The sequence below is a fragment of the Lentzea aerocolonigenes genome, from assembly GCF_000955955.1.
GTDB classification, from domain to species: Bacteria; Actinomycetota; Actinomycetes; order Mycobacteriales; family Pseudonocardiaceae; genus Lentzea; species Lentzea aerocolonigenes_A.
The window spans coordinates 54019-79902 of the sequence record NZ_JYJG01000016.1; the positions used below are offsets into that span (position 1 = coordinate 54019).

Here is a 25884-nt window from a genome sequence, read left to right on the forward strand (position 1 = left end):
GATCAGTCCTCGTCGTCGCCCCACTCGACACCGTCTTCGATGCCGCCGGCCGCACAGGTCTCGGTGATGGAGGGCGAGTTCACCGGAACCGCTCCACCGAACACACCGACGTTGTTGCCGCACACGCCGCCAACCAGGTTCAGGTTGTTCGCGTTGCCGACGATCAGCAGCGGCGCGTTCTCCCACTCGTGGCCCTGAACGGCCATTGCCGGGGAACCGACAGCCAGGAACGCAGCAGCCACACCGAGGGCGGCGCCAGCCTTCTTCAGCACGATTTTCTCCTCATGAAGGTTTTAACGGGTGAAACAACTCTGGGGGCGCCATGAATGACGCCCCCAGAGGCAGAACTAAAAGGGAGATCAGCCCTCGTCGACGATGCCGCCGGCGGCGCAGGTCTCGGTGATCGACGGCGAGTTGATCGGCACGGCACCACCGAAGACGCCGACGTTGTTGCCGCAGGCACCGATCGTGCCGTTGAGGTTGTTGCCGTTCAGGGCAACCAGCAGCGGGCCGTTCTTCCAGTGGTGTCCACCGTGGCCGTGGCCCTCGCCCGCCATGGCGGCCGGGGCGAACGCAAGGGACAGCGCAGCTGCGGCGGCAACCGCGGCACAAACCTTCTTCACGTCAATCTCCTTCATGTCGGGTTATCCCCGTCATTTCCGGAGTCTTCGGGGATCTCCGGAGGGTGGGGTCTCCGGGCGGAGACGCTATCGGTGAAGATCTCGATTGGCGGCCCCCATGACCCCATTGTGTGACGCCATGATCAACAATATTCCCCGATCAGGTGGCCTTCCATTCACGATTCGGTCGCGAGTAAGCCCCTGTGGTAGAGGCCGTACGCTCTTCGACTCATGGACGCTGACGAGCTGGTGCGCGGATATCTGGTTCTCGGGCTGCGGCTCGGGCGCCTGGTGTCCGGGTTCGTGGACTCGTACACCGGCGACCCCGCGCTGAGTCGCGCCGTCGACAACGAGCCGCGGCTCGACCCGAAGGCACTCGCGGGCCACGCCAGGCAGCTCCAAAAAGAACTCCCCGGCGCAGACCTCACGGACCAGCGCAAACAGTTCCTCCAAGCACATCTCCGTGCGCTCGAGTGCACCGCGCGCAAACTCGCCGGCGAGCGCATCACGTTCGTCGACGAGGTCGAGCAGTACTTCCAGGTCCGCATCCGGCCAGGCGACGAGGACGCGTACTCGCAGGCCCACCGCAATCTCGACGCACTGCTGCCCGGCTCAGGCTCGCTCGCCGAACGCCTCACCGCCTACCGCACTGCCGACGAGGTGCCCGCACGCAGGCTCCAGGGGGCCGTGCAGGCCATCTCCAGCGCCCTGAGGGACCGCGTGCGCCGCAAGTACGCGCTGCCCGAGCAGGAGATCGTGGAGTACCAGGTCGTCACCAACAAGCCGTGGAGCGGCTTCAACTACTACCTCGGCGGCTACCGCAGCCGGGTCGCGATCAACGCCGACCTCGGCCACCGCATGTCGAACCTGCCGCATCTGGTCGCGCACGAGTCCTATCCGGGTCACCACACCGAGCACTGCCGCAAGGACGCGGGCCTGGTCGCCAAACGAGGCCACGCCGAGCAGTCGATCTTCCTGATCAACACGCCGCAGTGCCTGATGGCCGAGGGCATGGCGGACCTCGGCCTGCACGCGGCGGTCGGACCCGGCTGGGGCGTGTGGACGGAGCAGATCTTCCGCGACCTCGGGTTGCGAATGGACGGCGAACTGTCCGAAAAGGTGGAATCGGCGGCATCGGGCCTGCTCACGGTGCGGCAGGACGCGGCTCTGCTGCTACACGATCGGGGTGCGGATCAGGATGACGTGGTTGCGCATCTGCGCAGGTGGCTGCTAGTCCCCGACCGTCGGGCGCGGCAGATGGTTCGTTTTCTGGCGGATCCGTTGTGGCGCGCGTACACGACCACGTACGTCGAAGGAGTGCGCCTGGTGAGGGCGTGGCTGGACGTCCGGGTGCCCGGCGAGTCGCTCGACTTCCGCTATCTGAGACTTCTCGACGAGCCCCTGACCCCGAAATCACTCGAATCCCAGGTGCGGGACGGTCTGTCCTGGCTAGCGCACAACACCCAGGAAAACAGCATCTGACCAGGTGAAACACGGCTACGGTCACGTTTCGGGTTGTTTTCGGGCAGATGACAAATCGGGATTCACCTGTGTGGCTTCATGCAGACGGGGTACTTCCGCAGGTAACTTCAAAAGCGGCGGGACGCGACCACTGCGGACCGCGCAGGGAGGTCCTGATCGTGGCTGACAACGTCGCGAGGGGGCCGGCACCCGGCCCTCGTGGTCGACCCGCCTGAGAAGGCGAGACGATCAATCAGGGTTGTGCCTGGCCCAGCGAGGAGCGGATGCGGGTGCCGCGTTCGTGAGGGAGTTGCCGTGAACGCACGACGTCCCGCGAGCCGTACCTCAGGCTCATCGCGCAGTTCCTCCCCCAGGCGCAAGTCCGCCGCCCCAGCCATCACGACATATGTGCTGGACACGTCGGTACTGCTGTCCGATCCTCTCGCCCCCACCAGGTTCGCGGAGCACGAGGTCGTGCTGCCGCTCGTGGTGATCAGCGAGTTGGAGGGCAAGCGCCACCACCCCGAACTGGGCTGGTTCGCGAGGGAAGCCCTGCGTCTGCTCGACGACCTGCGCTTGCGGCATGGTCGCCTCGATTCGCCCATCCCCATCGGGGATGTGGGAGGCACCTTGCACGTCGAGCTCAACCACTCCGACCCGGAGGTGTTGCCATCAGGTTTCCGAACGGACTCCAACGACGCCCGGATCCTCGCGTGCTCGCTCAACCTCGCTGCTGAGGGACGCGATGTCACGCTGGTGACCAAAGACATGCCGCTGCGGGTCAAGGCCGGATCGGTCGGACTCAAGGCGGAGGAGTACCGGGCGCACGACGTCACCCTGTCAGGCTGGACGGGAATGTCCGATCTGGACGTTCCGCAGTCCCTGGTGGACAGCCTGTTCAAGGAGAACGTCGTCGACCCGACCCAGTACGAGGACCTGGAGCACATCGCGGAAATGCCCTGCCACACCGGACTCCGGTTGCTGGCGGGCACGTCGAGCGCTCTGGGCCGGGTGACCGCGGACAAGCAGATCAGGCTGGTGCGCGGAGATCGGGAGGCGTTCGGACTGCACGGAAGGTCCGCTGAGCAGCGGATCGCGCTGGACCTGCTGCTCGATTCCGAGGTCGGCATCGTCTCGCTGGGCGGACGTGCGGGCACGGGAAAGTCGGCGCTGGCGTTGTGCGCCGGCCTCGAAGCGGTGATGGAACGCAGGCAGCACCGGAAGGTCGTGGTGTTCCGGCCGTTGTACGCGGTCGGTGGCCAGGAGCTCGGGTACCTGCCGGGTAGCGAGAACGAGAAGATGGGCCCGTGGGCGCAGGCGGTGTTCGACACCCTCGGCGCGCTGGTGAGCCAGGCGGTGGTGGAAGAGGTGATGGACCGCGGGATGCTCGAGGTCCTGCCGCTCACCCACATCCGCGGCCGCTCGCTGCACGACTCCTTCGTGATCGTGGACGAGGCGCAGTCGTTGGAGCGCAACGTTTTGCTGACCGTGCTGTCGCGACTGGGCAGCAACTCGCGGGTGGTGCTGACGCACGACGTGGCGCAGCGCGACAACCTGCGGGTAGGCCGGCACGACGGTGTGGCGGCGGTGATCGAGAAGCTGAAGGGCCACCCGCTCTTCGCACACGTCACGCTGACCCGCTCGGAGCGTTCGCCGATCGCGGCTCTCGTCACGGAGATGCTGGAGGACTACGCCTCATAGTGTCCTGAGTGGAACGGCCCCGCGCAGCTTTCGTTGCGCGGGGCCGTTTCGCTTTAGTCCAGTGCGCGCTTCATGAAGCCGCGCAGACCGAGCCCGCCGAAGCCCGCGATCGCCACCACGAGCACCAGCAGCACGATCGGCAACGGGATGTGCGGCACGTTCGGCACCAGCTCCGCGCGCATGCCCTCGCTCACGTACGTCAGCGGGTTGAGCGCGCAGATCACCTTGAACCACAGCAGATCATCGCTGAGCGACCGCCACGGGAACTGCGAGGAGCCGGTGAACAGCAACGGCGTCAGGATCACCGCGAACATCACGTTGACCCGGCGCGCGGGCACCGACGTGCCGATGACCATGCCGACGGAGCCACCGGCGAGACAGCCCAGGATGATCACGACCAGCGCGCCCGGAATCCCCGACCAGGCCCAGGAAACGTCGAGCATCACGAACCCGACCGGCACCATCAGCACCGCCGCGAAGAACCCGCGGATCGCGCCGAACACGATCTTCTCCACCGCGACCAGCGGGATGGAGATCGGTGCCAGCAGCCGGTCCTCGATCTCCCGCGTCCACGAGAAGTCCAGCACCAGCGGCAGCGTCGTGTTCTGCAACGCGCCCAGGAACCCGTTCATCGCGATGATGCCCGGCAGGAGCACCTGCGCGAAGTCGTTCTGGACATAGCCGATGTCCCCCAGCACCTTCGCGAAGATGAAGAGGATGAAGAACGGCTGGATGATCACCTGCGCGAGGAAGCTCGGCAGCTCACGGCCCGTGACGAAGACGTCGCGCCACAGGATCGCCTGGAACGTGCGGAGCTGAGTCATTCTGGGTTGGCTCACCGCAGCTCCCTGCCGGTCAGGTGGATGAAGACGTCTTCCAGGCTGGGCTTGCCGATCGCGACGTCGCTGACGACGACGTCGAGGTCGCGCAACGCGTTCAGCACCGCGGGCAGCGTGACCGAGGTGTCCGCGTCGGTGTAGACGCGGAACATGCTGCCGACCTCCTCGACCCGCTGCGCTCCGTCCACTTCGGACAGCACTTGGGTGATCTTGGCGGGCTCGTGGCCGTTCAGACCGACCGTGACGCTGACGGTGTTGCTGCCGGGCAAGCTCTTCGTCAGTTCTTCCGGCGTGTCCAGGGTGAGCAGCTTGCCGTGGTCGACGATGCCGACGCGGTCGCACAGCTTCGTGGCCTCGTCCATGTCGTGCGTGGTCAGCACGACCGTGACGCCGTCCGCGTGCAGTGCGGCGACGCGTTCGTGGACGAAGAGCCTGGCCTGCGGGTCGAGGCCGGTGCTCGGTTCGTCCAGGAACAGCACCTTCGGGCGGTGCATCAGCGCGCGGGCGATCATCAGCCGTTGCGCCTGACCGCCGGACAACGTGTCGACGAGCGCCTTCTCGTGGTCCTTCAGGCCCATCCGCTCGAGGATGTCGTCGGCGAGCTTCTTGCGTTCCGCCGGCCCGATGCCGTGGTAGGCCGCGTGGAACAGCAGGTTCTGCTTCGCGTTGAGCGAGCGGTCGAGGTTGTTGCGCTGCGGCACGACAGCCAGCAGCTGCCGTGCGCGCTTCGAGTCGGCGACCACGTCGACGCCCTCCACGAGCGCCTGCCCCGCGGTGGGGCGGACGCGCGTGGTCAGGACGCCGACCGTGGTCGTCTTGCCGGCGCCGTTCGGGCCGAGCAGTCCGAAGACCTCACCGCGGCGGACGGTGAAGCTCAACCCGTCCACCGCTGGTTTTTGTCCGGTTTTATAGACTTTGCGGAGATCTCTTACTTCTACCGCTTCGTCCATTTCTCACCATCCCCCTGGCAACGGGCGTCCTTCCGCGAACCCAGCCGCCGACTGGATGCCGAGAACCGCCTTGTCGTGGAATTCCTCCAGCGAGTTCGCACCGGCATACGTGCAGGCCGAGCGCACACCGGACGTGATCGCATCCAACAGATCCTCCACGCTCGGACGCACCGGGTCCAAGCGCATTTTCGAAGTCGAGATGCCTTCTTCGAACAGCCCCTTCTTGGCCCGGTCGAACGCGTTGTCGCTCCGCGTACGGGCGGTCACGGCGCGCTTCGACGCCATTCCGAAGGATTCTTTGTAGAGGTTTCCGCGCTCGTCGCGCTGCAGGTCACCGGGCGACTCGTAGGTGCCGGCGAACCAGCTGCCGACCATCACGCTGCTGGCCCCCGCCGCGAGCGCCAACGCCACATCGCGCGGGTGCCGCACGCCACCGTCGGCCCACACGTGCTTGCCGAGCTTCCGCGCCTCTGCCGCGCACTCCGCGACCGCTGAGAACTGCGGCCTGCCGACCCCGGTCATCATGCGCGTGGTGCACATCGCGCCGGGCCCGACGCCGACCTTGATGATGTCCGCGCCCGCCTCGACCAGATCCCGCACACCTTGCGCGGTGACGACGTTGCCCGCCGCCACCGGCACGCTCGGGTTCGCTTCCTTCACGGCCTTCAGCGCCGCGATCATCTTCTCCTGGTGACCGTGCGCCGTGTCCACGACCAGCACGTCCACCCCGGCCTTGATCAGCGCCTCGGCCTTGGCCTTGACGTCCCCGTTGACCCCGACCGCGGCCGCGATCCGCAGCTGCCCGTCGTCGTCAGTGGCAGGCTTGTAGACCTCGGCCCGCAACGCCGTCAGCTCGGTCAGCACGCCGCTGAGCCGCTGCTCCTCGTCCACTCCGAGCGCGATCTTGTGCGCGCTGTGGTGGAGCTGGTCGAACACGTCCTGCGGCTTGGTGCCGAGCGGAAGCTGCAGGACGTCGGTGTTCATGACGTCGCCGAGGCGCGCGAACCGATCGACGCCTGTGAGCGCCGCCTCGTCGACCACCCCGATGGGCCTGCCGCCGTCGTCGATCACGACAACCGCCCCGTGAGCCCGCTTGTGCAGCAGGTTCCACGCGTCCGCCACCGCGTCACCCGTGGTGAGCGTCAGCGGGGTGTCCCAGACAGGATGCCGCTCCTTGACCCACGCGATGATCTCCGCGACGGCCTCGGTCGGTACGTCCTGCGGGATGACGACGAGGCCGCCCCGTCGCGCGATGGTCTCCGCCATCCGCCGCCCGGCGACAGCCGTCATGTTCGCGACGACGATCGGGATGGTGGCACCCGTGCCGTCCGAGGTGGACAGATCAACGCCGAACCGCGACTCCACGGCGCTGCGGCCGGGGATCAGGAACACGTCGTCGTAGGTCAGGTCGTAAGAGGGTCGATGCCCTTCGATGAACCGCACGTGCTTCCACGATACCCGCAGTGTCTCGATTGGGCAGTCAGTCGGAGTTCTGCCACCAGAGCACGCCCGGCCCGTCCGGCGTGAGCACCGGCAGCCACGCCTCGTCGAACTCCTGAATCCGGCTCTCGTCGAGCACGATCGGCACCGGTTCTGGGTACAGGCGGTCGTCCGCCCACCACGAGATCCGGCTGACCACCCGCCGGAGCAGGTCGAGCTGGTCCTCCCGCCACTCGAACCGCACTCCGTCGTGGTTGGTCGTGCCGTACGTCCCCAGCGTGCCCTCGAAGAAGTCCCGCAACTCTGCCAGCGCCTCGGCACCGAAGACGGGGACGAGGTAGCCCTGCACCTCGCCGTGCCGGCACATGACGCCGCCGTACTGGTGCTTGTAGACGATCCGGGTCCTGGCTCGGACCACGACGTGCAGCCGGCCCTCCGCCGGGCCGTCCACCCAGACGATCCGGACTCTCACCTCGGGTTCCAGGCATATCCAGTGGTCGTGGTGACGGCCACGAACCCGAGCCGCTCCAGGATCGGCCGGCTGTCCTCGGACGCGTCGACCTGCAGGTATTTGACGCCCCGCGCGACGGCGAGCCGGGCCCGATGCGCGATGAGCGCCCGGTAGATGCCCTTGCCGCGCCACTTCTCGAGCGTGCCGCCACCCCAGAGCCCGCCGAACTCCGTGCCCGGCACGATCTCGATCCGCGACGACGACACGACCTGCCCATCAGCCTCCGCGACCACCGCGACGACGTTCGGGTCGTCCTTCTTCTCCAGCAGACGCTCGATCAGCCAGTCGTGCCCCCGGCCGAACACTTCGGTGGCGGTCGCGGCGAGCCGGTGCACGTCCGCCTCCTCGGCGACCTCCCGCACGACGATCCCGTCGAGCTGAACCGGCGCCGTCATCTCCTCCGCGATGCCGACGAGCACGGTTTCGCGGCCCTCCGACACGAACCCGGCCGCCTGCAACCGTTCGGGCAGGTCAGCGGGCGTGTCATGGCCCCACGTCTTCCACTCGACGCCTTGGTCCCGCGCGGTGAAGAAGTCACGCTGCCGAGCGATGAGCTCGTCCAGCTCGACACCGGTGACGCCCAGGTCGGGCGGTCCCCCGACGAACCCGCGCCGGCGGGGCCAGGACACCCGGAACACGGGGCCGTCGCGGTCAACGGTGGCGCCGGGGTCGAGGACCGTCCACTCGGCGGGGCGGGCCTGGTCGTCGAAGGCGCGCAGGAGCGCGGCAGCATCGGTCATTGGTGCGACACTATTTGCCGATTCCGGGGAGCCGCACTCGATTTTCGCCGCCGAGCACTTCGACGTGCCGGGACAGTGGTGGTCGTGTCAGGCCTCGGGATTTGGTTGTGCGGTGGGCAGAAGTGCCCTCACCTCCTCGATCGTCGTGGCTTCTGACGGGTCCTTGTCCGGGCGGTAGCGCACGACGCGGGCGAACCGCAGTGCGACACCACCGGGGTAGCGCGGCGAGACCTGCACGCCGTCCAGTTCGATCTCGATCACGAGCTCCGGGCGGACCATGACCACCCAGTCGTTCTGCTCGGTCGCGATCTCCTGCAGGGCCTTGGTCTGCCACGTGAGCAGCTCGTCGGTGAGGCCCTTGAAGGTCTTGCCGACCATCACCGGCGGGCCGCCGTCCGGGTCGCGGGCGCCCAGGTGCAGGTTCGACAGCCAGCCGCGCCGGCGGCCGCTGCCCCATTCGACGCCGAGCACCACTAGATCGAGCGTGTGGACCGGCTTCACCTTCTGCCAGGCACGGCCGCGACGGCCCGCCGCGTACGGGGAAGCCAGCGACTTCACCATCACGCCCTCGTGGCCTGCACCGAGCGCTGCCGTGACGACCCCGGCGGCCTCGGAAGGCGACGGGTCCAGCACGCCTGGGATGACGTGCTCACCCGCGACCTGACGCAGGGCCGCCAGGCGGTCGCGCAGGGGTTCGTCGAGCAGGTCCTTGCCGTCGAGGTGCAGGCAGTCGAAGAAGTACGGGTGCAGGAGCAGCTCGCGCTCGTCCTGAGCGCCGAACCGGCTCATCGTCTCCTGGAACGGGCGGGGTCTCCCCTCGTCGGTCAGCGCCAGCGTCTCTCCGTCGAGCACCACCGACGTGCACGGCAGGCCGCGGACCAGCTCGACCAGTTCGGGCACCGTCTTGGTGATCTCGCGCAACGTGCGGGTGAAGACGTGCACGTCGTCGCCCGAGCGGTGCACCTGGATGCGCGCACCGTCGAGCTTGTGCTCCACCACGCAGCTGCCGAGCTCGGCCAGCGCGTCGTCGAGCGACTCCGCCGGCGAGGCCAGCATGGGGCGCAGTGGACGGCCGACCTCCAGCCGGAACGCCTCCAGCTCCGATGCGCCACCGGCGAGCGCGGCCACCGCCGTCTCCGGTAATCGGCCGGACAGCATGAACGCGCGCCGCACCGTCTCGCCCGGCACGTCCGCGGCCGAGGCGATCGCGTCGAGCATCACGCCTTCCAGCGCGCCCTGACGCAGCTCGCCCGTGAGCAGGCGGCGTAAGAAGTCCTGCTCCGCCTCGGTGGCACGGCCGAACAGCGCCGCCAGCAGATCGACCCGGCGTTGCGCCGAGCCCTTGCCGGACGTCGCGGCCACCTCGGCGAGCGCGGCGTCGACCTCGGCGACCGTGAGCCCGGCCTGCTCGACCGGCGGCACCGACAGGTCGAAGACCGTGCGCCAGCCCGCGCCGATGCGGCCCTGACGCGGCGTGCCTATGAGGAACGACACCACCGCGAGCACGACATCGGCAGACGCTCCGCGCAGCAACGCGGACAGCGCCTTGACCTTGGCCAGGCGCGACCGGGTCGCCGCGACGGCGGCCGACGTGTCGACTACTTCGGAGAGAAGCACGTACTCATGGTGCACCCGAGCACTGACATTTTCTGGAGTCGGCGGCTAGGCTGGCCGCGACAACCGTTCTGCCTGGGGGTTTACCACGCCATGCGTGCTTTCAAGATCATCGCTGCCGCCCTGCTGTTCGCTGCCGTCGCGGCGCTGACCGGACCGGCCATCGGCGAAGCCCGCGAACACATCCTCGGCGCGGACGTCGACACCAACGCCAAGCGCGAGCACATCCTCTAAGAGGCCGCCGCGATCTCCCTCACCGCCTCGCGCAGGCGGTCCGGCGTGAGTGCCGCGTAGCCCAGCACCAGCCCGGGCCACATCGGCGTGCGCGTGTACTGCGCCAACGCCCACACGTGCACCCCACGTTCCTCAAGCCTGCTCTTCAGCGCGAGGTCGTCCGTCCCGTCCGGCATGCGCAGCACGACGTGCAACCCGGCCGCAACGCCGATGGGCTGCCACGCAGGCAGGTACTCCGCCACCGCGTCCAACAGCGCGTCCCGACGCTTCCGGTAGAGCGCGCGCGTACGTCGCAGATGGCGGTCGTAGCCACCCGTTCGCAAGAGGTGCGCGAACGCCGCCTGCGGGATCGTCGCGGTGCCCATGTCGTTGTACTTCTTGCGGTTCACGACGCCCTCGCGCAACCGCTCCGGCACCACCAGCCACCCGAGCCGCAACGCCGGCGCCAGCACCTTGCTCGTCGTCCCCTGGTACACGACGTGCTCCGGCGCCAACGCCTGCAACGCCCCGAGCGCGGGCCGGTCGTACCGGTGCTCGGCGTCGTAGTCGTCCTCGATGATCAACCCGTCCCGTTCGCGCGCCCACTCGACCAGCGCCCGCCGCCGTTCCGGATGCAGCACCACGCCCAGCGGAAACTGGTGTGCCGCGGTGACCAGCACCGCCCGACAGTCCGTTTTGGACAGCAGATCGACCCGAATCCCCTTGTCGTCCACCGGAATCGGCACGGTGTTGAGCCCGTGCGACCGCAACATGTCCTCGCCACCGAAGTGGCTGGGCTCCTCGATCGCGATGCTGCCGCTGAGCAGTCTGGCCGTGAGCTGCAACCCGTCCGCCGCGCCGTTGGTGATCACCGCATCCCGCGCGACGACCGCCCTCACTCGTGCCAGGTAGTCGACGATCTCCTTGCGCAGCCCCACGAATCCGGCCGGATCCGGATACGCGAGGTCGTCGTCGGGCAGCTCCGCGAGCGCAGCGCGATGCGCCGCGACCCACTCGGCGCGCGGGAAGGCTCCCAGCGCCGGCAGCCCGGGCCGCAGGTTGAACCGCCACCGCTGCGGCGGCTCCGGCACACCGCACACCTCGGCGGGCCCGAGGCTCGCGACGGTCGTCCCTGAGCCGCGTTTGCTGGTCAGGTACCCCTCAGCCAACAGCTGCGTGTACGCCGACGTGACGGTGCCGCGCGCGACTCCGAGCTGCGCCGCGAGGTCCCGGCTCGACGGCAGCCGCGTCCCCGGCGCGAGCCGCCCGTCCCGGATGGCCCTGCGCAGCTCGACCTCCACCCCACGCCGCCGCTGATGCCCCGGCAACAGCAGCTCGCGAAAAGTGGTCCAGTTCGTAGTCATTGAAGTGGAGCTTAAACCTGGACCAGTTCGCCGCGAAGCTTCAGTCATGAAAATCGGGGTGGCCGCGGGAGCAACAGCGGCAACGATCGTCGGAGCGTCGGTCCCGGTAACGGGAATGCTGGAGGGCTACCCGGTGCTGACCGGCCAGGCCATGCGTTACCTGCTGGGTGCGGCGGTGCTGCTGCTCGTGGCCCGCCGTCTGCCCATGCCGTCGTGGCGCGACATCCCGCCGTTGCTGGGCGTCGTCGCCACGGGAATGCTCGGCTTCAACGCCGTCCTGCTCGCCGCCCAGCAGTACGCCGAACCGGGCTTCGTCGCCGCCGTGATGGGCGGCGCCCCGATCGCTCTGGCCCTGCTCTCACGCCAACGCACCACGTCCGCCGTTGTCGGCGCGGTGGTGGTGGCCGCGGGCATCGTGCTGTTGTCCGGCGGCGGCTCGTGGCACGGTCCGGGCCTCGCGCTGGCGTTGCTGACGATGGCCGGCGAGGTGTGCTTCACGCTGTTCGCCGTGGGTGTGGTTCGTCGCCTCGGCGTGCTGGGCGTGGCCACTTGGACCTGCTTGCTGGCCTCAGGGATCGGGGCGGTGCTCGGCACGTTCTTCGGCGGATGGCAGGTGCCCAACACACGGCAGGCCTTCTCTCTCGTGCTGCTCGCGTTGGTGGTGACCGCGCTGGCGTTCGGGCTCTGGTACTTCGCCGTGAACCGCCTCGGGTCTGACCGCGCGGGAGTGCTCATCGGCCTGATGCCGGTCTCTGGCCTTGTGACTTCCGTGTTGTTGGGCGCGCAGCAACTCACGATGGTGTCCGTGTTGGGTTCCGCGACGGTCGCGCTCGGATGTGCCATCGGTCTGCGTAAGGGTGCTCACCACACACACGGCGCGGGCCGGGTACCCCCAAATTCAACAATAGCGAGCGGGTCTGACATTCCGGCGGAGGTTGTTGCGCCGTAAGCGTTCAGCAGCTTCGAGGCAGCCGCGCACCAGCACGTGGATCAGGGTGGTGGTCTCCGAGAGCAGGTCCTCACGGGTTCGCGGCGGGGCAGGACGATCGCGGCTCACGGGATCCGCGAGGACGCGCCATCTGCCGAGCCTCGGCACGGGTCAGGCGTTGCTGACGACGACGGCCATCTGCCGCAACACGTACAGAGAGTCCCGGAGCTCTGAGTACGTCTGAAAGTCACGGGTGCCGTCCACCGCCGCGAACCGAGCGACTCGGTCAGCGCGCACCAGCTCGAACATCTCCCGCTGCACCGACGTGAACCGCCCGCGTTCCACCAGCGCGGCAACGAGGGCGTGCACGTCGATGTCCGCTGAGGCGCCCTTCGAGTACCAGAACCAGACAGCGTGCCCCGCGGCTTCTCGCCGGGCGCCGTGCCAGTGCGTTGGCCGGTGAGGGTTGAGATCCAACGGATGTGGCACGCGGTAGCCGAGTTGCTTGACCTGACGGCGAAGCACGCCGTACGCGCGGAGTTCGGCCTGCCAGGCGGTGTGGCCGGCGGTCAGCAGTTCCAGTGCCGATGTCAGGGCGGCCGGGTCGCGGTAGAGGTCGCCCGCCAACGACTCCAGGAAGCTGAACGACGCCTCGAAGCCGATCGGGTGGTAGTGCGACAGACATTCGCGCAGCGCTGTGACGCGGCGGTTCAGCGGGAGAGACGGATCGAGGACCTTCCTCGCGCCGGCAGCAAAGCTCACGACTTCACCTTGGCCAGCCAGGACGCGGTCTCGTCCGGCGACAGCTCCCGGACGACGTCCACCATCGGCGTCATCATCGGGTAGAGGCGGCCCGCGTTCCACGACCGCGCGTAGGCCGGCTCACCCAGCACGACCACGCGAACGCCGTCCAGCACAGGGATGTCCGCCGGGCGGCCCTCGTTCCAGATCGTCTCGCCGAACGCGTCGGAAAGCTCGAACTGGCCCTGAATCCCGCCCGCGGGCTCCAGCTCCTCCCCGACGGATGCGGCCTCCACCCAGGCCTGAAGAGGCGGCTCACCGGGCAGGAACGCAGGGATCAGGCGGTAGGCGAGCAGCGTGTGGAGCTGGAAGTTGTCGCCGAGACCGCCGATCGTCACCTCGAAACCCTTGCCGCTCAACGGGTGCAGCACCAGCAACGCCTCGAGGTCCACCACCCGCAGCAGGCCGTGCAACCACGAGTCCGAAGGCACGGCGGCCAGCAGCTCGGTACGTCGAGGCAGGCCGTGGCGAACGTCCTCGTCCTGCATCGGCAGCAGAAGAGCACTCTCCCACTCGTCGAAATCGCCGCGCACCAAGGAATCCAGCACGCGCTGCACCAACGGGTCCAGAGCCGGAGTGGCGCCGATGAAGTAGAGCAGGTTGCCGAGCAGGTGGTTGACCTGCACATCCTCAGAACCGGACAAGACCAGGGCCGCTGCCGACACTTCGTCGGGCGAGCGGCCCTGGGCCTCCTCCACGAACCGTTCGAACGCTCCGGGCTCCAGCGCGACAACAGATTCGGCGATCGACGTCAGCTCCACGCCGCGCAGGTTACGTCAGATCTGGCCCCTGCGAACGGAGATCGTCCACCTTCGACATCGCATCGCGCAGCTCGCCGAGCCACGAGTCCGCGTGCTCACCCACGAGCCGCACGGCCCACGCCAGAGCGTCCGCACGGGAGCGGGCGACACCGGCCGCGACCAGCGTGTCGAGCACTTGGCGTTCCGGCTGGCGCAGGCGCGTCATCACCGGCACGGCCAGGTGCGTGAACAGCTCGCGCGTTTCACCCAGAGCAGCTCCCCAGGCCACCTTGCGGCCGTAGCGGTGCTCCGCCTGGCGCGCGATCTCGATGCGCTCGTCGCGCGTCTCCTCGCGCCACCGGGCGATGCGTCCCGACTCGGCCGCGGAGCGCGAGGCGTCGTCGAACTCGCCCTCCAACGGGGAAAGCGTGCCGATGACCGTGATCTCCTCGCGGTCGACGATCACCTCGGGCGCGCCGACGAACCAGCCGTCGGGCAGCCGGCCCGCGAACCACGCCGCCGCGTCGTCGGCCGACGGCAGGTCAGCCTGTTGCCAGCCGCCTCTTCCTCGCCATCCACGTCCCATTTCAACCACCCCTGATTACATGATTACGTCATTACTGACGTTACGCCTGCAATCAGCTAGCGGGTGTTCGCCGACAGCGAAGTGACCAGGGCATCTACCGAAACCACCGGCCTGTCGCACACGTAGCCGCGGCACACGTAGGCCGCCGGAGCCTCGTCGACCAGCGGACGGTCCTCCAGCAACGGAGCGCTGCCCGGCTCACCGGCTACGACGACGCCGCCACCGGGTACATGAGCAACCGCGGCCGCCCACAACGACGCACGGCGCGCGTCGTCCACACCAACAACAGCAACCTGCAACGGGCCGGCCACCAACGTCTCGGCGACAGTCAGCCAGTGCCCGGCGAACCGAGGTGCCCGCGCGGCCAGCAGACCAGCGCGCGTCACGGCCTCCGAGGCAGCCGTGAAATACCCGGCAGATCGGTCGGCGCCGGCCAGCAGGGAAGCCGTCAGCAACGCCGAGGCCAGCGAAGACGCCCCAGAAGGCGACGCGTTGTCGGTCGAGTCGGCAGGGCGGCGAACCAACGACTCCGCGTCGTCAGCGGTGTCGTAGTAGGCGCCGGCAGAGCCGGCAACAGCGAAACGAGAGAGCGCGGTGTCCAACAGGCCGCACGCCAGGTCGAGCCACCGGATCGAGCCGGTCACCTGGTGCAACGCCAGCAGCCCATCGGCCAGACAGCCGTAGTCCTCCAGCACCCCGAACGACGGCCCGGCCACACCGTCACGCGAGGTCCGCAGCAGCCGCCCCTCGACCAGGTGCACCGAGGCCAGCAACGCCGCCGCCTCCGAAGCCGCCACGATCCACGACGGCTCCCCGAAGAACGCCCCCGCCTCAGCCAGAGCCGCGATCGCCATGCCGTTCCACGCGGCGATCACCTTGTCGTCACGACCAGGCTGCGGGCGAGCAGCACGCTCGGCCAGCAACGACGCCCGCACGTCCTCCCCCGGCTCCGACACGAACCGCAGAGTCGACTTGCCGTCCTCGAAGTTCGGCTCCTCCGAAACCCCGAAAGCCGCGGCAGCAGAACCCAGTTCCTCGAAGGACCACACGTAAGTCAGGCCCTCGACGCCATCGGTGTCGGCGTCCAGCGAAGCCGCGAACCCGCCCTCGGCCGTCCGCAGATCCCGCAGCAGGAACGAAGCCGTGTCGCGGGCCACCCGCGCATACCGCCCGGACTCGGTCACCCGCGCGAGATGCGTGTAGAACCGGAGCAGCAAAGCGTTGTCGTACAACATCTTCTCGAAGTGCGGCACCACCCACGACGCATCGACGCTGTAGCGCGCAAAGCCACCACCCAGTTGGTCGTACATGCCGCCGTTGGCCATCGCGTCAGCCGTCGAGGTCGCCATGGAGATCGCTTCGACCGATCCGGTGCGTTCGTGGTGCCGCAACAGGAACTCGCACACCATCGACGGCGGAAACTTCGGAGCACCACCGAATCCACCGTTGCGCCGGTCGAACTCGCCCAGCAACGACACCACCGCACCCGCCAACGCGTCGGCGTCCACAGCGGACGGAGGCAACGGCGCCGTGTTGCGTGAAATCTCCTCCACCACAACGGAAGCCGACTCCAGGATCTCGGCAGGCCGCGACGTCCACGCCGACGACACGGCCTCGATCAGCTGGGTGAACGAGGGCATGCCAGGACGCGGCGACGGCGGGTAGTAGGTCCCGGCGTGGAACGGCCTGGCGTCCGGCGTCAGGAACACCGTCATCGGCCACCCGCCGTGCCCGGTCATGGCCTGCGTGACCTCCATGTACACGGCGTCGACATCCGGACGTTCCTCGCGATCGACCTTCACCGCCACGAAGTTCTCATTCACCAAGGCGGCAACCGAAGCGTCCTCGAACGACTCGTGCGCCATCACGTGACACCAGTGACAGGCCGCGTACCCGACCGACAGCAGCACCGGCACGTTGCGCCGTCGCGCCTCCTCGAACGCCTCCGGGCTCCACGGCCACCAGTCGACCGGGTTGTCAGCGTGCTGCAGCAGGTAGGGGCTGGTCGCGTCCGCAAGGCGGTTGGTCATGCGATCCACACTAAATCAGCAGCGCAGAGGCCGACTCTCGATCAGACTCGACCTCGTGCTGCTCACCATGACCACCACCCACCAGCCGGCGACCGATCTCGGTCACCTGCTGCACAAACACCCGGACCGGGCTCAGTCCTTCACGACGAGCTCGGGTGTCGCGCACGTCTTCTACCCGAAGGCGACGAACGAGGAGTGCACGGTCGCGCTGCTCCTCGAGGTCGACCCCATCGCGCTGGTCCGAGGTCCCGGCAGCACGCTCACCCAATACGTCAACGACCGCCCCTACGCGGCCGGCTCGTTGCTGACGGTCGCGCTCGGCAGTGTGTTCCGCACCGCGATGAACGGACGGTCGGAGAGCTACCCGGAGCTCGCGCAGACCCCGATTCCGCTGGTCATCCGCATCCCGGCGCTGCCGCACAAGCTCGCGGAACGGCTGTTCACGCCGCTGGGCTGGGAAGTCCGGATCAACGAACACGGCGACTCGCGGTACGGCGACGTCACGCTCACCGGCACGGTGAAGCTCAGCGACGCGCTCAAACACCTCTACGTGCTGCTGCCCGTGCTCGACGGCGGCAAGCACTACTGGGTCGCGGCCGACGAGGTCGACAAGCTGCTCAAGGCCGGTGACGGCTGGCTGGCAGCTCACCCGGACAAGGAGCTGATCACCACCAGGTACCTGGCCCGGAAGCGCCCGCTCGTGCTGTCCGCGCTGGAACGCCTCGCCGAGGTCGACGAGGTCGAGCCGGAGGAGCTGGACAACGCGCTCGCGGAACCGAAGATCTCCCTTGCCAGACAGCGCAAAGAAGCCGTGATCAAGGCCCTGAAGGAGGCACGGGCCAAGCGCGTGCTCGATCTCGGCTGCGGGGGCGGCGCGTTGCTGCGCGAGCTCATCACGGAGCCTGAGTTCACCGAGATCCACGGCGTCGACGTGTCCGCGAAGGCGTTGCAGGAGGCCGCGCGCAAGCTGCGGCTCGACCGCATGCCCGACCGCACCCGCGAGCGGATCACGTTGCGGCAGTCGGCTTTGACGTACGCCGACACCGAGCTCGCCGGCTACGACGCGGCCGTGCTGATGGAGGTCGTCGAGCACGTCGACCCGTCGCGCCTGCCCGCGCTGGAGCACTCGGTGTTCGCGGTGGCGCGGCCGGCGACGGTGCTGGTGACGACGCCGAACGTCGAGTACAACGCGCTGTTCGAAACGTTGCCGGCCGGCCAGATGCGCCATTCCGACCACCGTTTCGAGTGGACTCGGGCAGAGTTCGCGCAGTGGGCGGAGGGCGTCGCTTCGCGGCGCGGCTACCGCGTGAAGTACGTGGGAATCGGGCCGGAGGACGCCGAACGCGGCGCTCCGACCCAGATGGCGGTGTTCAGCTTGGGGGACGAGAACTGATGGACCTGAAGATTCCAGACCTGTGCTTGGTGGTGCTGATCGGCGCCTCGGGTTCCGGCAAGTCCACGTTCGCGCGCAAGCACTTCCTCCCCACGCAGGTGCTGTCGAGCGACTACTTCCGCGGGCTCGTGTCCGACGACGAGAACGACCAGTCGGCGTCCGCGGCGGCGTTCGACGTACTGCACTACGTTGCGGCGAAACGGCTTGAGGCCGGCAAGGTCACCGTCATCGACGCGACCAACGTGCAGGCGCCGGACCGCGCCAAGCTGATCGAGGTCGCGAAGAAGGCCAACGTGCTGCCGGTCGCGATCGTGCTCGACACGCCGACCGACGTGTGCCTCAAGCGCAACGCTTCCAGGCCGGACCGGGACTTCGGCGCGCACGTCGTCAAGCGGCACCGGGCGGCGTTGCAGCGGTCGTTGAAGTTCCTCGGCAAGGAGGGCTTCAAACGCGTCCACGTACTGCACTCCGAGTCCGATGTGGACAATTCCGTCATCGTGTACGAGAGGCTGTTCAACGACCTCAGGCACGAGACCGGTCCGTTCGACGTGATCGGTGACGTGCACGGCTGCCGCGCCGAGCTGGAGGAGCTGCTCGTCGAACTCGGGTACACGCTGGTCCGCGACGCCGAAGACCGTTCGGTCGACGCGATCCCGCCGGACAACCGCAAGGCGGTGTTCGTCGGCGACCTCGTGGACCGCGGCCCGGACACTCCTGGCGTGCTACGGCTCGTCATGGGGATGGTCGGCAACGGCCACGCCCTCAGCGTGCGCGGAAACCACGAGGAGAAGCTCGTCCGGGCGTTGCGCGGGCACAAGGTGACGGTCCGGCACGGGCTGGAGAAGTCGCTGGAGCAGCTCGCGCACGAGACGCCCGAGTTCCGGCGCGCCGCGGAGAAGTTCTGCGACGGCCTTGTCGCGCACTACGTCCTCGACGACGGGAACCTCGTTGTGGCGCACGCGGGTCTGCCCGAGCGCTACCACGGTCGCGCGTCGGCGAAGGTGCGCAGTTTCGCGCTGTACGGCGACACGACCGGTGAGACCGACGAGTACGGACTGCCGGTGCGTCTCCCGTGGGCGAACGACTACCGCGGTTCGGCGATGGTGCTCTACGGGCACGTGCTGGTGCCGGAGGCCGAGTGGATCAACAACACCATGTGCCTCGAAACCGGTGTGGTGTTCGGCGGCAAGCTGACCGCGTTGCGCTACCCGGAGAAGGATCTCGTCTCCGTCAAGGCGCACCAGACCTGGTACGAGAACGAATGGCCGTTCCCACCGCCGGTCGCGGAACGCGCACCGGACGTGTTGGCGTTGACCGACGTCACCGGCCTGCGCCGGATCGAGACCTCGGTGATGGGTGCGGTGACGATCCGCGCGGAGCAGTCGGCTTCAGCACTCGAGGTGATGAGCCGGTTCGCGATCGACCCGCACGACCTGCTGTACCTGCCGCCGACGATGGCTCCTTGTGCGACCTCGCCGCGCGACGACGTGCTGGAGCACCCCGACCAGGCGTTCACGGAGTACGCGGCTGCCGGTGTCTCGCAGGTGATCTGCGAGGAGAAGCACATGGGGTCGCGTGCGGTGCTGTTGGTGCGCAGGGAGGGTGGTGCGATCTACACGCGCACCGGACGGACGTTCTTCGACGGCGCGCTGGGTGAAGAGCTGCTGGACCGCGTACGGGACGGCGCCAAGCCGTTGTTCGACGAGCTCAGCACCGACTGGCTGCTGCTCGACGCCGAGCTGATGCCGTGGAACGCCAAGGCTTCCGGGCTGATCCGCGAGCAGTACGCGGCGGTCGGCGCGGCAGCGGTCGGCGCGCTTCCCGTGGCTGTGTCCGCTTTGGAGACGGCTGCTGGTCGTGGTGTCGACGTGTCGGAACTGTTGGCGCGCACATCGCAGCGGGCCTCGAACGCTGAGGCTTACCGGAAGGCGTACGAGCGGTACTGCTGGCCGACCGAGGGACTGGACGGCGTGCGGATCGCGCCGTTCCAGCTGCTGGCGGCCGAGGGGCAGACGTTCCACGACCGTTCGCACCTGTGGCACCTGGAGACGCTGAGCAAGCTGGCAGGCCCGTTGTTCCAGCAGACCCGGCACCTCGTGGTCGACACGGCGGATCCCGCCGCGGGTGTGAAGTGGTGGGAGGAACTGACGGCAGAGGGCGGCGAGGGCATGGTCGTGAAGCCGCTGCAGAACCTGACGGGTCGCGTGCAGCCGGGTGTGAAGGTGCGCGGCCGCGAGTACCTGCGGATCATCTACGGCCCGGACTACACCGAGCCGCAGAACCTGCAGCGACTGCGCAAGCGGAGTCTCGGCCGCAAGCGCGGGCTGGCGCTGCGCGAGTACGCCCTGGGCATCGAGGCGCTGGAACGCGCCGCGCGCGGCGAGCCCTTGTGGCGCGTGCACGAATGCGTTTTCGGTGTGCTGGCGCTGGAATCGGAACCGGTGGACCCACGACTGTGATTCTCGAAGCGATCATCGGTTCGCACGCCTACGGGCTGGCGACCGAGGAGTCCGATGTAGACAGACGAGGTGTGTTCGTCGCACCCACGGAGTCGTTCTGGCGCCTGGACAAGCCACCGACGAGCGTCGAGGGCCCGGAACCGGAACGGCTCAGCTGGGAGGTCGAGCACTTCTGCAAGCTGGCGCTGAAGTCGAACCCGACCGTGCTCGAAACGCTGGTGAGCCCGTTGGTCGAGATCTGCACGCCGCTGGGAGAGGAACTGCGGGCGCTGCTGCCCGCGTTCCTGTCCCGGTACGCGGTGCGGGCGTACACGCGCGCGACGGAGATGCAGCTGTCGCGCGCGGGCCGCAACCTGAAGCCCAAGCAGCTCATGCACGTCGTGCGGCTGCGGCTGCTCGGCTTGCACCTGGTGCGCACGGGTGAGCTCGACATCCGAGCGGACCGCGAGCTCCTCAAGATCCGGAATGAGGAGATGCGCTGGGACGACGCGGTCAAGTGGGCACATCAGCTCGGCGACGAGCTGGCGAACGCCGAAGGACCGTTGCCCGAGGACCCGGATCGGGCACGGGTGGACGATTGGCTGGTCTCGGTGCGCAGGAGGGCGTTGTGAGCTACGAGGTTCCAGACCTGAGCGCGGTCGTCGCGGAGCAGTCGCACGACCTGCTCTTCGCGACCGTGTCCGGCGCGCACCTGTACGGCTTCCCGTCGCGCGACTCGGACGTGGATCTGCGCGGCGTGCACGTCCTGCCGCTCGCAGAGGTCGTCGGGCTGAAGCACGGCCCGGAGACCAAGGAGCGCATGTGGGTGCGCGACGGCGTCGAGATCGACCTGGTCACGCACGACGTGGAGAAGTTCTGCCGGCTGCTGACGCGCCCCAACGGTTACGTGCTGGAGCAGCTGCTCTCGCCTCTGGTGGTGCACACCACCGAGGGCCACCGGAAGCTGGCCGAGCTCGCCGCGGGGTGTCTGACGTCACGGCACGGGCACCACTACCGCGGGTTCGCCGTGACCCAGTGGCGGCTGTTCGAGCGGACCGGCGAGATCAAGCCGCTGCTCTACACGTTCCGCGCGCTGCTGACCGGCGTGCACTTGATGCGCACCGGCGAGGTCGTCGCGCACCTGCCGACGTTGCTGGAGAAGCTCGACGGGCCGGACTACCTGACCGCGCTGGTCGAGGCCAAGATCCTCGGCGAGCACCGGGCGCTGGCGGGCGTCGCGGAACGGCCGGCGCCAGAGCGGCTGGAGGCGGACCTCGCGCACTGGCAGGAAGAACTGCAGGTCGCGCGGATGACGACCGACCTGCCCGAGCACCCGCCGGCATTCGAGGCGGTGCACGAGTTCGTGGTCGCGACGCGGCTGAGTTAGTCCTTCTTCTCGGCCGGCGTCTCGGGCTTCTCGTCGGAAGCCGGCTCGTCGAACGACGCCGGCACCCGCTTGAGGTGCTTGTTCATCGACTTGACGAGGAAGAAGACCGCGATGAAGAAGACGATCAGCAGGACGAGGCCGACCGGGGAGGACTTGCCGAAGTCCTCGCCCTGGCCGCCCTTGTCGTTCTCGTTCGTGTTCGACGGCTGCACGGCGACGAGCGCCACCGTGTTGCCGAGCGAGAAATCTGGGGAGAGCACCCCTAGACCTTAACTCCGGCGAACAGGTCGTTCTCCGGCAGCGTCGAGTCGACGGCGGAGCGCACGAGCTCGTACTCCTCGGTCGGCCACACCTCACGCTGCAGGTCCTGCGGGATCGCGAACCAGCGGCTGGTCGGGTCGATCTGGGTGGCGTGGGCCTTGAGGGCCTCGTCCCGGATCTCGAAGTACTCGGCGCACTCGACCTGCGTGGTCACCCGGTCCATCACGTCGGGACGGTTGGCGTCCCAGTTCGCGAGCCACTCGGTGTACGGCGACTCGAGACCACGAGCCTCCATGGCCTCGTGGAACGCCTGCAGCTTCGCGCGTGAGAACCCGTGCCCGTAGTAGACCTTCTGCACCTCCCACGCCGAGCCCAGCGAGGGGTCGAACGCGGGATCCGCGGCGGCGTCCAGCGCGGCCATCGAGATCTCGTGCGTGCGGATGTGGTCAGGGTGCGGGTATCCGCCGTTCTCGTCGTACGTCACGACGACGTGCGGCCGGAAGTCGCGAATCGCCTCCACCAGCGACGGGACGGACTCCTCCAGCGGCACCAGGGCGAAGCAGCCCTCCGGCAGCGGTGGCTTCGGGTCGCCCTCTGGCAGGCCCGAGTCCTTGAAGCCCAGCCAGCGGTGCTGGATGCCGAGGATCTTGGCCGCGCGGGCCATCTCCTCGCGGCGGATCTCGATGATGTTCTCCAGCACGTCCGGCCTGTCCATCGCCGGATTCAACACACTGCCCGCGCCACCGTCGGTACAGGTCACGACCATCACGTCGTGCCCTTCGGCGATGTAGCGGGCCATCGTGGCCGCGCCCTTGCTCGACTCGTCGTCGGGATGTGCGTGCACTGCCATAAGGCGCAGCTTTTCGGCCATGACCCCCGTGGTCCTCCTGTGTGAACGGTCCTGCGACACTCAACAACTGAACGTCAGGCCACATTGTTCCCCAGCGGGTGAGGAGGCGCGGGAAAGTGTCGCAACGCGCGCTCCCCGAGGGACGCTACGGCAACAGCACTCGCAGGCCGCTCAACAAGTGGGCGCGCTGGCTGTTACTCGCTGTAGCCGTGGCCGTAGGTGCCGTGGTCGCCTTCGTCGGTTACCGAAATCTCGGCACAAAGCCGATCGAGGCGAAGCAGACGACGTTCATCCTCCTCGGCGACGACAGCGTGAAGGTCAGTTTCGAGGTTTCCCGAGATCAACCGGAGCGAGCAGCCGTCTGCATCATTCGGGCCCGGTCCAAGGACGGGGACGAAGCGGGCAGACGCGAAGTTCTGGTTCCTCCAGGGAATTCCGTCGTCGTCGAGACAACAGTTCTCCGCACCTCGAAGCCGCCGGTCACCGGCGAGGTGTTCGGGTGCTCCTACCAGGTTCCCGCCTACTTGTCCACGACCTAGCGGCCAAGCGGGTGATCTGCGGTTTAAACGGCGAGATGCGGAACAAATCGCCGTCGCTGAACGTTGTCTCCGTGTTACTATTGCCGCTCAAGCACGGCCCCGGCGCGGGCCGTGTTTTTCCGTTCCGAGCCCCAGGCCCGGGAACTATCTGGTGCACACGCATGCACCAGAGCAAGACGAGGAGTTGGTGACCGTGAGCGACACCCAGGTGACCTGGCTGACCCAGGAGGCCTACGACCGGCTCAAGGCTGAGCTGGACGAACTGATCGCGTACCGCCCGGTCATGGCTGCCGAGATCAACGCCCGTCGCGAAGAGGGCGACCTCCGCGAGAACGGCGGCTACCACGCGGCTCGCGAGGAGCAGGGCAAGCAGGAGGCGCGCATCCGCCAGCTGCACGAGCTGCTCCAGGCCGCGAAGGTCGGCGAGGCTCCCACCACGAAGGGTGTCGCGGCGCCGGGCACGGTGCTCACGATCCGCTACGACGGGGACGACGAGACGGAGACCTTCCTGCTCGCGACCCGCGAAGAGGGCGCGCACGGCGAGATGGAGGTCTACTCCCCGCTGTCGCCGCTCGGCAAGGCGCTCAACGGCGCGAAGGACGGCGAGACCGTCTCCTACGAGCTTCCGAACGGCAAGCAGCAGAAGGTCACGCTGATCTCCGCGGTGCCTTACCAGGCGTAGTCACGCCACAAAACGTGCGAAGGGCCGGTCACTTCGGTGGCCGGCCCTTCACGCGTTCCAGGAGTGGCCGCACGCGTGGGGGCACGGGAGTCGACAAAGCGATAGACGTCGACAAGCGGCGCACGTGCGGCACGTCCACGACGTGATCGACCACGCGCTGCAGGTCCGCGTTCGACCTCGCGACGATGCGCATGAAGAGGTCGCCCTGCCCGGTCGTCGCGTGCACCTCGCACACCTCGGGAATCGCGGCCAGCCCCTCGCACACCTCGGCACGCCGTCCCTGGGCGATTTCCACCACCGCGAACGCCGTCAGCCCGTACCCCATCGCGCCCAGATCGAGCGCCGGCGGGAACCCGGTGAGCACGGCGCGTTCGACCAACCGGTCCAGCCGGGCCTGTACGGTTCCGCGCGCGACACCGAGCCGGCGGGAGCATTCGAGGACGCCGAGGCGGGGCTCGTCGGTCAGCAGCAACAGCAGCCGCGCGTCCAGTTCGTCCACGGGCTGGTCAGAGTGCTCACTCTGTTGGTCAACAACCATGATTCACTATACAAACTGTCCAGCAAAATCGCAGACTGTTGCTCACCCTGCTAGGCCGTTTCATGCTGTGAAGCATGACGCAGCAGCTTGACGACGTGAGCTACGACCAGCTCCGGCAGCTCGTGGGGTTGGTCGACTACGACGCGACCAAGGACCCCTTCCCCGTGCGCGCCATGGACGCCGTGGTGTTCGTCGCGGGCAACGCCACCCAGACCGCGTGGCTGTACCAGGTGGCGTTCGGCATGGAGCTCGTGGCCTACGCGGGCCCCGAGACCGGCCAGCGCTCCCACAAGTCGTTCGTGCTGAAGTCGGGCTCAGCCCGCTTCGTGATCCACGGCGGCGTCCTGCCCGGCTCCGAGCTCCTCGACCACCACCGCCGTCACGGCGACGGCGTGGTCGATCTGGCCCTGGAGGTCGGCGACGTCGACCAGTGCATCAAGCACGCGCGTGAGCAGGGCGCGACCGTGCTGGAGGAGCCGCACGACGTCTCCGACGAGCACGGCACCGTCCGTCTCGCGGCCATCGCGACCTACGGCGAGACCCGCCACACGTTGGTGGACCGCTCCCGCTACTCCGGCCCGTACCTGCCCGGCTACGTCGCCCGCACCTCGACGGTCAAGCGTCCGGAGGGTGCGCCGAAGCGCCTCTTCCAGGCCGTCGACCACTGCGTCGGCAACGTCGAGCTCGGCAAGATGGACTACTGGGTCGAGTGGTACAACCGCGTCATGGGCTTCGTGAACATGGCGGAGTTCATCGGCGACGACATCGCCACGGACTACTCGGCGCTGATGTCCAAGGTCGTCTCCAACGGCAACCACCGCGTCAAGTTCCCGCTGAACGAGCCGGCCGTCGCCAAGAAGAAGTCGCAGATCGACGAGTACCTCGAGTTCTACGAGGGCGCGGGCGTGCAGCACATCGCGCTGGCGACCAACGACATCATCCGCACGGTCACCGCCATGCGCGACGCCGGTGTCGAGTTCCTCGAGACCCCGGACTCCTACTACGACGACCCGGAGCTCCGCGCCCGCATCGGCGAGGTCCGCGTCCCGATCGAGGTCCTGAAGGAACACCGAATCCTGGTCGACCGCGACGAGGACGGCTACCTCCTGCAGATCTTCACCAAGCCGATCGGCGACCGCCCCACGGTCTTCTACGAGCTGATCGAACGTCACGGCTCGTTGGGCTTCGGCAAGGGCAACTTCAAGGCACTTTTCGAGGCGATCGAGCGGGAACAGGAACGCCGCGGCAACCTCTGATG

Annotated in this window: 27 protein-coding genes; 11 read left to right on the forward strand and 16 right to left on the reverse strand. The window is 68.0% G+C overall.

Features of this window, described 5'->3' with window-relative positions; all coding sequences use genetic code 11:
* Positions 1 to 2: 2 nt before the first annotated feature.
* Together UK23_RS03950 and UK23_RS03955 are read right to left on the reverse strand one after the other, a co-directional pair.
* Positions 3 to 272 carry a hypothetical protein gene (locus UK23_RS03950; protein ID WP_045309958.1) on the reverse strand — a complete coding sequence of 90 codons (270 nt, stop codon included), beginning with the start codon at positions 270 to 272 and terminating at the stop codon, positions 3 to 5.
* A gap of 87 nt (positions 273 to 359) precedes the next feature.
* Complete coding sequence (locus tag UK23_RS03955) at positions 360 to 623, reverse strand: hypothetical protein (protein WP_156212730.1); 264 nt, start codon at positions 621 to 623, stop codon at positions 360 to 362.
* Positions 624 to 851: 228 nt separating this feature from the next.
* On the opposite strand from UK23_RS03955, the gene UK23_RS03960 reads away from it, so the two are divergent.
* Together UK23_RS03960 and UK23_RS03965 are read left to right on the forward strand one after the other, a co-directional pair.
* Entirely contained in the window at positions 852 to 2102 is a 1251-nt protein-coding gene (locus tag UK23_RS03960) for a hypothetical protein (protein ID WP_045309960.1), read from the forward strand.
* A gap of 387 nt (positions 2103 to 2489) precedes the next feature.
* The gene (locus UK23_RS03965; protein ID WP_045309961.1) at positions 2490 to 3782 is read left to right on the forward strand and encodes a PhoH family protein; all 1293 of its coding nucleotides are present in this window, start codon (positions 2490 to 2492) and stop codon (positions 3780 to 3782) included.
* Positions 3783 to 3835: 53 nt separating this feature from the next.
* Here the strand turns inward: UK23_RS03965 and UK23_RS03970 are convergent, their stop codons facing one another.
* The 6 genes from UK23_RS03970 to UK23_RS03995 all read right to left on the reverse strand — a co-directional run bounded on the left by UK23_RS03970 (position 3836) and on the right by UK23_RS03995 (position 9879).
* The gene (locus tag UK23_RS03970; RefSeq protein WP_330769831.1) at positions 3836 to 4621 is read right to left on the reverse strand and encodes an ABC transporter permease; all 786 of its coding nucleotides are present in this window, start codon (positions 4619 to 4621) and stop codon (positions 3836 to 3838) included.
* Positions 4618 to 5571, reverse strand: a complete 954-nt coding sequence (locus UK23_RS03975) for an ABC transporter ATP-binding protein (RefSeq protein ID WP_045309963.1) — start codon at positions 5569 to 5571, stop codon at positions 4618 to 4620. Before UK23_RS03975 ends, UK23_RS03970 begins: the two co-directional genes overlap by 4 nt.
* A gap of 3 nt (positions 5572 to 5574) precedes the next feature.
* Positions 5575 to 7014 (reverse strand): GuaB1 family IMP dehydrogenase-related protein, encoded by a 1440-nt coding sequence (locus tag UK23_RS03980; protein ID WP_045309964.1) that lies wholly within the window; start codon positions 7012 to 7014, stop codon positions 5575 to 5577.
* A gap of 37 nt (positions 7015 to 7051) precedes the next feature.
* Positions 7052 to 7483 (reverse strand): DUF6210 family protein, encoded by a 432-nt coding sequence (locus tag UK23_RS03985; RefSeq protein ID WP_052684333.1) that lies wholly within the window; start codon positions 7481 to 7483, stop codon positions 7052 to 7054.
* Positions 7480 to 8262 (reverse strand): GNAT family N-acetyltransferase, encoded by a 783-nt coding sequence (locus UK23_RS03990; protein WP_045309965.1) that lies wholly within the window; start codon positions 8260 to 8262, stop codon positions 7480 to 7482. The genes UK23_RS03985 and UK23_RS03990 overlap by 4 nt, the downstream gene beginning before the upstream one ends.
* Positions 8263 to 8349: 87 nt before the next feature.
* Complete coding sequence (locus tag UK23_RS03995; RefSeq protein ID WP_045309966.1) at positions 8350 to 9879, reverse strand: ATP-dependent DNA ligase; 1530 nt, start codon at positions 9877 to 9879, stop codon at positions 8350 to 8352.
* Between the two features lie 90 nt (positions 9880 to 9969).
* Between UK23_RS03995 and UK23_RS51245 the strand changes: the two genes are divergently transcribed.
* A complete protein-coding gene (locus UK23_RS51245) occupies positions 9970 to 10110 on the forward strand; it encodes a hypothetical protein (protein WP_156212732.1) in 141 nt (46 codons plus the stop codon).
* Here the strand turns inward: UK23_RS51245 and UK23_RS04000 are convergent.
* Positions 10107 to 11453: a PLP-dependent aminotransferase family protein gene (locus UK23_RS04000; protein ID WP_045309967.1), complete on the reverse strand. Its 1347-nt coding sequence runs from the start codon at positions 11451 to 11453 to the stop codon at positions 10107 to 10109. The two genes, UK23_RS51245 and UK23_RS04000, sit on opposite strands and share 4 nt — an antisense overlap.
* A gap of 46 nt (positions 11454 to 11499) precedes the next feature.
* Here UK23_RS04000 and UK23_RS04005 point away from each other — a divergent pair, with 46 nt between their 5' ends.
* Positions 11500 to 12402: a DMT family transporter gene (locus UK23_RS04005; RefSeq protein WP_082114391.1), complete on the forward strand. Its 903-nt coding sequence runs from the start codon at positions 11500 to 11502 to the stop codon at positions 12400 to 12402.
* A gap of 150 nt (positions 12403 to 12552) precedes the next feature.
* On the opposite strand, the gene UK23_RS48225 is transcribed toward UK23_RS04005, so the two are convergent.
* From UK23_RS48225 to UK23_RS04025, 4 genes are read right to left on the reverse strand one after another with little or no spacing between them, the layout of a single operon-like run.
* On the reverse strand, positions 12553 to 13143 hold the full coding sequence (locus tag UK23_RS48225) for a hypothetical protein (RefSeq protein ID WP_052684334.1): 591 nt from the start codon (positions 13141 to 13143) through the stop codon (positions 12553 to 12555).
* Entirely contained in the window at positions 13140 to 13943 is an 804-nt protein-coding gene (locus UK23_RS48230; RefSeq protein ID WP_052684335.1) for a hypothetical protein, read from the reverse strand. Before UK23_RS48230 ends, UK23_RS48225 begins: the two co-directional genes overlap by 4 nt.
* Positions 13944 to 13953: 10 nt before the next feature.
* Positions 13954 to 14508 (reverse strand): hypothetical protein, encoded by a 555-nt coding sequence (locus UK23_RS04020; RefSeq protein ID WP_045309968.1) that lies wholly within the window; start codon positions 14506 to 14508, stop codon positions 13954 to 13956.
* A 56-nt stretch (positions 14509 to 14564) separates the two neighbouring features.
* Entirely contained in the window at positions 14565 to 16538 is a 1974-nt protein-coding gene (locus UK23_RS04025) for a thioredoxin domain-containing protein (RefSeq protein ID WP_045309969.1), read from the reverse strand.
* Between the two features lie 55 nt (positions 16539 to 16593).
* Between UK23_RS04025 and UK23_RS04030 the strand changes: the two genes are divergently transcribed.
* Genes UK23_RS04030 through UK23_RS04045 form a run of 4 tightly spaced genes read left to right on the forward strand, consistent with a single transcriptional unit; the run spans position 16594 to position 21756 of the window.
* The gene (locus UK23_RS04030; protein WP_045309970.1) at positions 16594 to 17931 is read left to right on the forward strand and encodes a 3' terminal RNA ribose 2'-O-methyltransferase Hen1; all 1338 of its coding nucleotides are present in this window, start codon (positions 16594 to 16596) and stop codon (positions 17929 to 17931) included.
* Entirely contained in the window at positions 17931 to 20390 is a 2460-nt protein-coding gene (locus tag UK23_RS04035) for a polynucleotide kinase-phosphatase (protein ID WP_045309971.1), read from the forward strand. Before UK23_RS04030 ends, UK23_RS04035 begins: the two co-directional genes overlap by 1 nt.
* Positions 20387 to 21001 (forward strand): DNA polymerase beta superfamily protein, encoded by a 615-nt coding sequence (locus tag UK23_RS04040; RefSeq protein WP_196777597.1) that lies wholly within the window; start codon positions 20387 to 20389, stop codon positions 20999 to 21001. Before UK23_RS04035 ends, UK23_RS04040 begins: the two co-directional genes overlap by 4 nt.
* Entirely contained in the window at positions 20998 to 21756 is a 759-nt protein-coding gene (locus tag UK23_RS04045) for a DNA polymerase beta superfamily protein (protein ID WP_045309973.1), read from the forward strand. Before UK23_RS04040 ends, UK23_RS04045 begins: the two co-directional genes overlap by 4 nt.
* On the opposite strand, the gene UK23_RS04050 is transcribed toward UK23_RS04045, so the two are convergent.
* Both UK23_RS04050 and mca read right to left on the reverse strand, forming a co-directional pair.
* Positions 21753 to 21983, reverse strand: a complete 231-nt coding sequence (locus tag UK23_RS04050; RefSeq protein WP_045310024.1) for a hypothetical protein — start codon at positions 21981 to 21983, stop codon at positions 21753 to 21755. The two genes, UK23_RS04045 and UK23_RS04050, sit on opposite strands and share 4 nt — an antisense overlap.
* Before the next feature lie 35 nt (positions 21984 to 22018).
* A complete protein-coding gene (gene mca / locus UK23_RS04055; RefSeq protein ID WP_045309974.1) occupies positions 22019 to 22888 on the reverse strand; it encodes a mycothiol conjugate amidase Mca in 870 nt (289 codons plus the stop codon).
* Between the two features lie 95 nt (positions 22889 to 22983).
* Between mca and UK23_RS04060 the strand changes: the two genes are divergently transcribed.
* Complete coding sequence (locus UK23_RS04060) at positions 22984 to 23406, forward strand: DUF4307 domain-containing protein (RefSeq protein WP_045309975.1); 423 nt, start codon at positions 22984 to 22986, stop codon at positions 23404 to 23406.
* Between the two features lie 187 nt (positions 23407 to 23593).
* A complete protein-coding gene (greA, locus tag UK23_RS04065) occupies positions 23594 to 24088 on the forward strand; it encodes a transcription elongation factor GreA (protein ID WP_045309976.1) in 495 nt (164 codons plus the stop codon).
* A 28-nt stretch (positions 24089 to 24116) separates the two neighbouring features.
* Here greA and UK23_RS04070 read toward each other — a convergent pair whose 3' ends face one another.
* Entirely contained in the window at positions 24117 to 24626 is a 510-nt protein-coding gene (locus UK23_RS04070) for an Lrp/AsnC family transcriptional regulator (protein WP_045309977.1), read from the reverse strand.
* 74 nt (positions 24627 to 24700) lie between these two features.
* Between UK23_RS04070 and hppD the strand changes: the two genes are divergently transcribed.
* A complete protein-coding gene (gene hppD, locus UK23_RS04075) occupies positions 24701 to 25882 on the forward strand; it encodes a 4-hydroxyphenylpyruvate dioxygenase (RefSeq protein ID WP_045309978.1) in 1182 nt (393 codons plus the stop codon).
* The last annotated feature ends 2 nt before the right edge of the window (positions 25883 to 25884 follow it).

Excerpts from the sequence above, each read along its gene's own strand:
- UK23_RS03960 (WP_045309960.1), top strand. The coding sequence starts at position 852 with ATGGACGCTGACGAGCTGGTGCGCGGATATCTGGTTCTCGGGCTGCGG.
- UK23_RS03975 (WP_045309963.1), bottom strand. The coding sequence starts at position 5,571 with ATGGACGAAGCGGTAGAAGTAAGAGATCTCCGCAAAGTCTATAAAACC.
- UK23_RS03990 (WP_045309965.1), bottom strand. The coding sequence starts at position 8,262 with ATGACCGATGCTGCCGCGCTCCTGCGCGCCTTCGACGACCAGGCCCGC.
- UK23_RS51245 (WP_156212732.1), top strand. The coding sequence starts at position 9,970 with ATGCGTGCTTTCAAGATCATCGCTGCCGCCCTGCTGTTCGCTGCCGTC.
- UK23_RS04000 (WP_045309967.1), bottom strand. The coding sequence starts at position 11,453 with ATGACTACGAACTGGACCACTTTTCGCGAGCTGCTGTTGCCGGGGCAT.
- UK23_RS04005 (WP_082114391.1), top strand. The coding sequence starts at position 11,500 with ATGAAAATCGGGGTGGCCGCGGGAGCAACAGCGGCAACGATCGTCGGA.
- UK23_RS04020 (WP_045309968.1), bottom strand. The coding sequence starts at position 14,508 with ATGGGACGTGGATGGCGAGGAAGAGGCGGCTGGCAACAGGCTGACCTG.
- UK23_RS04025 (WP_045309969.1), bottom strand. The coding sequence starts at position 16,538 with ATGACCAACCGCCTTGCGGACGCGACCAGCCCCTACCTGCTGCAGCAC.
- UK23_RS04035 (WP_045309971.1), top strand. The coding sequence starts at position 17,931 with ATGGACCTGAAGATTCCAGACCTGTGCTTGGTGGTGCTGATCGGCGCC.
- mca (WP_045309974.1), bottom strand. The coding sequence starts at position 22,888 with ATGGCCGAAAAGCTGCGCCTTATGGCAGTGCACGCACATCCCGACGAC.
- UK23_RS04070 (WP_045309977.1), bottom strand. The coding sequence starts at position 24,626 with ATGGTTGTTGACCAACAGAGTGAGCACTCTGACCAGCCCGTGGACGAA.
- hppD (WP_045309978.1), top strand. The coding sequence starts at position 24,701 with ATGACGCAGCAGCTTGACGACGTGAGCTACGACCAGCTCCGGCAGCTC.